Origin of the sequence: Streptomyces sp. NPDC059957 (assembly GCF_042730015.1) — a bacterium.
GTDB lineage: Bacteria > Actinomycetota > Actinomycetes > Streptomycetales > Streptomycetaceae > Streptomyces.
This window is the reverse complement of the sequence record NZ_JBHWMB010000165.1, coordinates 1-4059: the sequence shown is the minus strand read 5'-3', so window position 1 is coordinate 4059 and position 4059 is coordinate 1. Positions and strand designations below refer to the sequence as shown.

Below are 4059 nucleotides of genomic sequence, written 5' to 3'. Positions count from 1 at the left end.
AGTCCCCGGCCGGGGTTGTTCTTTTCAGCCGTCCGGCGTTTGAGGACCGGGGTCTGGGGCGGAGCCCCAGGGGTCCGGGCGCAGCCCGGGGCCCCTCGCCTTTCAGCCGTCCGGTGGTTGGTCTTTTCAGCCCGTCCGGCGTTTGAGGACCGGGTCAGGGGCGGCCCTGGGAACGGTGGAAGGGCGGGTCGGGGACTCCGCCCCGCAGGGCCCGACCACCCGCACCGCCGACTCTCCAGGACCGGGGCCCCGCCCCCAACCAACCCGGCAACCAAAGGAAGGGCACATGTCCACAGACACCCTCACCCCCGCCCCACCCGCCGGCGCCGCCCTCCACCTCACCGGCGTCAGCCTGGGCCACCCCACCGCCGCACCCGTCCTCGACGGTGTCGACCTGGCCGTCAGCGGGGGCGAGATCCTCACCGTCGTCGGCCCCTCCGGCTGCGGCAAGTCCACCCTGCTCCGCACCCTCGCCGGGCTCCTGCCCCCGCTCGCCGGCTCCGTCACCCAGGACGGCGCCCCGGTCACGGGCCCGCACGCCGACCGTGCCCTGGTGTTCCAGGACGATGCCCTGCTCCCCTGGCGCACGGTCCGCGCCAACGTCGAACTCCCTCTGGCCATCCGCAAAACGCCGCGCGCGGACCGCCGCCGCACGGCCGGCGACTGGCTGGACCGGGTGGGCCTCGCCGACCACGCCCACAAGCACCCGCACCAGCTCAGCGGCGGCCAGCGCCAGCGCGTCCAGCTGGCCCGCGCCCTCGCGGCCGCACCCCGCGCCGTCCTCATGGACGAACCCTTCGGCGCGCTCGACGCCCAGACCCGCGCCGAGATGCAGGACCTGCTCGTCGCCGTCCTCGCCGGCAGTGGCGCCACCGTCGTCTTCGTCACCCATGACGTGGACGAGGCCCTGTACCTCGGCGACCGCGTCGCACTCCTCGCCACCGGCGAGCTGATCGACGTACCGCATCCCCGCTCGCGGACGGCGGACCGCTCCGCACTCCGGCGCCACATCCTCGACCCGGCTTCGCCGGGGCGCCGAGGTCAGGCCCCCACGTGATCGGCCGCGATGGCGGGGATCCGGCCGGCGCCACGACTCGACCCGCCTCATGATCCGAGCCACTCGACTCCCTTCTTCCTGAAAGGCCCCTCATGGACCTCCCCGCGCTCGCCGACGCCGAGGAACTGACCTGCGACGTCCTCGTCATCGGCGGCGGCACCGCCGGCACGATGGCGGCGCTGACCGCTGCCGAGGCCGGCGCGCGGGTGCTGCTCCTGGAGAAGGCGCACGTACGCCATTCCGGCGCCCTCGCCATGGGCATGGACGGGGTCAACAACGCCGTCATCCCGGGCCGCGCCGAGCCCGACGACTACGTCGCCGAGATCACCCGTGCCAACGACGGCATCGTCGACCAGTCCACGGTCCGCCAGACGGCGACCCGCGGGTTCGACATGGTGCGGCGACTGGAGTCGTACGGGGTGAAGTTCGAGAAGGACGAGCACGGCGAGTACGCCGTCCGCCAGGTCCACCGCTCCGGTTCGTACGTGCTGCCCATGCCGGAGGGCAAGGACGTCAAGAAGGTGCTGTACCGGCAGCTGCGCCGCCGTGAGATGCGGGAGCTGATCCGGATCGAGAACCGGGTCATGCCGGTCCGCGTCCTGACCTCCCCCGAGGACGGCCGGGCGATCGGCGCGGCCGCCTTCAACACCCGTACCGGCGCCTTCGTCACCGTGCGAGCCGGGGCCGTCATCCTCGCGACCGGACCGTGCGGACGCCTCGGGCTGCCCGCCTCCGGGTACCTGTACGGGACGTACGAGAACCCCACCAACGCCGGTGACGGGTACGCGATGGCGTACCACGCGGGCGCGGCACTCACCGGCATCGAGTGCTTCCAGATCAACCCGCTGATCAAGGACTACAACGGTCCGGCGTGCGCGTACGTCGCGAACCCCTTCGGCGGCTACCAGGTCAACCGGCACGGCGAGCGGTTCGTCGACTCCGACTACTGGTCGGGGCAGATGATGTCGGAGTTCGCCGCCGAACTCGCCTCCGACCGGGGCCCGGTGTACCTCAAGCTCAGCCACCTCCCCGAGGAGACCGTCGCCGCCGTCGAATCGATCCTGCACACCACCGAGCGCCCGACGCGCGGCACCTTCCACGCGAACCGCGGCCACGACTACCGCACGCACGACATCGAGATGCACATCTCGGAGATCGGCCTGTGCGGCGGCCACTCGGCCTCCGGCGTACGCGTCGACGACCACGCCCGCACCACCGTGCCCCGGCTCTACGCGGCCGGGGACCTGGCCTCCGTACCGCACAACTACATGATCGGCGCCTTCGTCTTCGGCGACCTGGCGGGGGCGGACGCCGCCCAGTACCGGCCGCACGAGGGGCCGTTGCCCGCCGACCAGCTCGCGGCCGCCCACGAACTGATCTACCGCCCCCTGCGCCACCCGGACGGGCCGCCGCAGCCGCAGGTCGAGTACAAGCTGCGCCGGTTCGTGAACGACTACGTGGCCCCGCCCAAGACGGGCGCCAAACTGTCGCTCGCCGTGGAGGCCTTCACCCGGATGGAGAGGGAGATCGGCGAGATGGGCGCCACGACCCCGCACGAGCTGATGCGCTGCGCGGAGGTCTCCTTCATCCGGGACTGCGCGGAGATGGCGGCGCGGGCCTCGCTCGCCCGTACGGAGTCCCGCTGGGGGCTGTACCACGAGCGCCTCGACCACCCCGAGCGCGACGACGCGGGCTGGCTGCACCACCTGGACCTGCGCAAGTCCCCTTCCGGGGCGATGGAGTTCACGGCGCGCCCGGTCGACCCCTACCTGGTGCCGGTCGCGGAGTTCACCCCGACGGGCGGGCCCTCCCGCCACCTGGGCGAGGTCGAACTGGTCGGCGTGGCCCTGGCCGGAGGCCGGGCGGCGGCCCCCTCCCCGGCCGGCCGGGACACCGGGTCCGGGCCCGGCTCACCCCGGATCCTGGAGCTCCTCTCCCTCGCGGAGGAGACCCCGGGCCTGCCCGCCCTCCTCCCCTACCTCGACGACCCCGACCCGGCGGTCCGCGCCACGGCGGTCGCGGTGCTCGGCGAAACCGTTCCGGAGGGCGCCGGTCCCGCCCTCGGGGCGCGGCTGGCCGACCCCGACCCGGCGGTCCGCGCGGCCGCGGCGGCCGCGCTGCGCGAACTGCTGGAGGTCCTCGCACCCGACCCCGCACTGGGCACGGCCCTGCGGGCGGGCCTCGCGGTGGCGGATCCGGCGGTACGGTCGGCGGCGCTCGAAGCCCTACGGGTCCTGCGGCTCGGGGAGCCCGGCCTGTACGAGCGGTCCCTGCGGGACGCCGACGTGGACGTCCGGATCCAGGCGGTACGGGCACTGGTCTCGGTGGACGCGGTGACCGCGCTGGCTCCCGCCGCCGGGGACGCCTCCCGGGAGGTCCGGGTCGCCGTGGCCAAGGCCCTGGGCACCCTGCGGGCCGGCTCCGCGCTGACCCCGCTCCTGTCGGACCCCGACCCGCTGGTCCGGGCGGCGGCGCTGGCGGCCGTCGCCGCCACCGGCGGCCACACGGCGCGGGCCGTCGCCTCCCTCTCCGACCCGGCGTGGCAGGTCCGCGCGGGGGCCGCCGCCGGCCTGTCCTCGGCCCCTCCCGCCCTGGCGGTGCCGCCCCTCTCCCTCGCCCTGTCCGACCCGAACGCGGACGTCCGCAAGGCGGCGGTCCTCTCCCTGCGCGCCCACCGCCCCGACCCCTCCGCCACAGCAGCCCTGGCCACGGCCGCCTCCGACCCCGACGCGGACGTCCGCGCGTACGCGTCCCGCCTGTAGCTCCACCCCCGGCCGGCCCCCACCCGCTACGCGGCCCCGCACGCACCGCTGCGCGGCGCCGCCCCACCCGCAGCCCCGGCTGCGCACGTGCCGCTGCGCGGGCGGAGTCCCCTACCCGCCCTTCCACCGTTCCCAGGGCCGGCCCTGACCCGGTCCTCAAACGCCGGACGGGCTGAAGGCGGAGCCCCGGGCTGCGCCCGGACCCCTGGGGCTCCGCCCCAGACCCCGGTCCTCAAACGC

At 75.0% G+C, this 4059-nt stretch carries 2 protein-coding genes; both read left to right on the top strand.

The features are described from left to right. Positions 1 to 286 precede the first annotated feature (286 nt). Complete coding sequence (locus tag ACFWBW_RS41580) at positions 287 to 1057, top strand: ABC transporter ATP-binding protein (protein ID WP_385385077.1); 771 nt, start codon at positions 287 to 289, stop codon at positions 1055 to 1057. A gap of 92 nt (positions 1058 to 1149) precedes the next feature. Next, on the top strand, positions 1150 to 3819 hold the full coding sequence (locus ACFWBW_RS41575) for a fumarate reductase/succinate dehydrogenase flavoprotein subunit (protein ID WP_385385074.1): 2670 nt from the start codon (positions 1150 to 1152) through the stop codon (positions 3817 to 3819). The last annotated feature ends 240 nt before the right edge of the window (positions 3820 to 4059 follow it).